This is a genomic window from Mesorhizobium sp. M7A.F.Ca.AU.002.02.1.1 (assembly GCF_003998535.1).
In the GTDB taxonomy this organism is placed as follows: Bacteria; Pseudomonadota; Alphaproteobacteria; order Rhizobiales; family Rhizobiaceae; genus Mesorhizobium; species Mesorhizobium ciceri.
Map to the genome: position 1 here is coordinate 1 of NZ_RZPB01001225.1, position 1,160 is coordinate 1,160.

A 1,160-nucleotide genomic window follows, 5' to 3' on the forward strand; every position below is an offset into this window, starting at 1 on the left:
ACAATATTTTGAGTAAATCTCGTTATTAATCATCAATTAACCAAGAATTATTCGAATTTTATCTATTCGGCTGCTTCGACCGCGCCTCGTCGCGCATCCAGTCTCTTCGCGGTGCGCGCCCAGGAATCAGACATGAAGGCGTGGTCGCGGAGCCCTTCCAGCCGCTGCCATTCGGGAAAGGACGAATCGACGATTTCGGCCCCCATGCGGGCGTCCTTGTACGGATTGACCGCGCCGCCGGCCTCGACCGTGATGCGGTCGAGTTCCCGCAGCAGTGTCAGCGTCGTGGCGCCCCTGTTGGGGAAATCCAGTGTCAGCGTGTAGCCGGGACGCGGAAACGACAGCAGCGCCGGCGAGCGGATGGAGCCGAAGCGTTTCAGCACCGTGAGGAACGAGCCCTGCCCGGCTTGCCTTGCAGCCGCCAGCAATGCCGGCACGGCCTCGCGCGCCGTCTCTTCCGGCACCACGCTCTGGTGCTGGAAGAGCCCTTTCGGCCCATAAAGCCGGTTCCAGTCGCGCACGCCGTCAAGTGGAAAGAAGAAGCCCTGATATCCGGCCTGGCGCGGCACCGTTGCTCGGCTCTTCCTCCACCTGTAGGCAGCGTTGAAGGCGGTCAGGAACGGCCGGTTGAGCACATTGAACGGCGGCTGCACCGGTACCGAGAAATTGCCGCCGACGCGCGAGGCGGCATGCGAGCCGTGCTCGGCGTGATTGCCCGACAGCAGCAGGCCACGACCGCTGTTGCGGCCGCCGGCCAACTGATCGATCCAGGCGACCGCATATTCGTTGGCCTGATCGGCCGCCTCGGCCAGGTCGAAGAATTCGCAGAGATCACGAAACGGCGTCGCCTTTTCGACGATGTCGAGGGAATGCACCCGCATCAGCCGGATCGAGGCCGACAGGATGAGGCCGGTCAGCCCCATGCCGCCGATCGTCGCCGCAAACAGCCGCGTATTGTCTGTCGCCGAGCAGCGGTGGGTCTTGCCGTCGGACCTGAGCAGCGTGAAGCTCTCGACATGGCAGCCGAAGGTGCCGCGCCGGTGATGGTTCTTGCCATGCACGTCATTGGCGATGGCCCCGCCGAGCGTGACGAATTGCGTGCCTGGCACAACGGCGGGGAAGAAGCCGTAGGGGGCGGCGTGGGCGGTGATGTCGGACAA

Annotated in this window: 1 protein-coding gene; it reads right to left on the minus strand. The window is 63.6% G+C overall.

Annotated elements, in window-relative coordinates; translation table 11 throughout:
- Positions 1–62: 62 nt before the first annotated feature.
- Positions 63–1,160, minus strand: a 1,098-nt coding sequence (locus EN879_RS36675) for an FAD-binding oxidoreductase (protein ID WP_164774877.1), incomplete at its 5' end; no start/stop codon positions are given.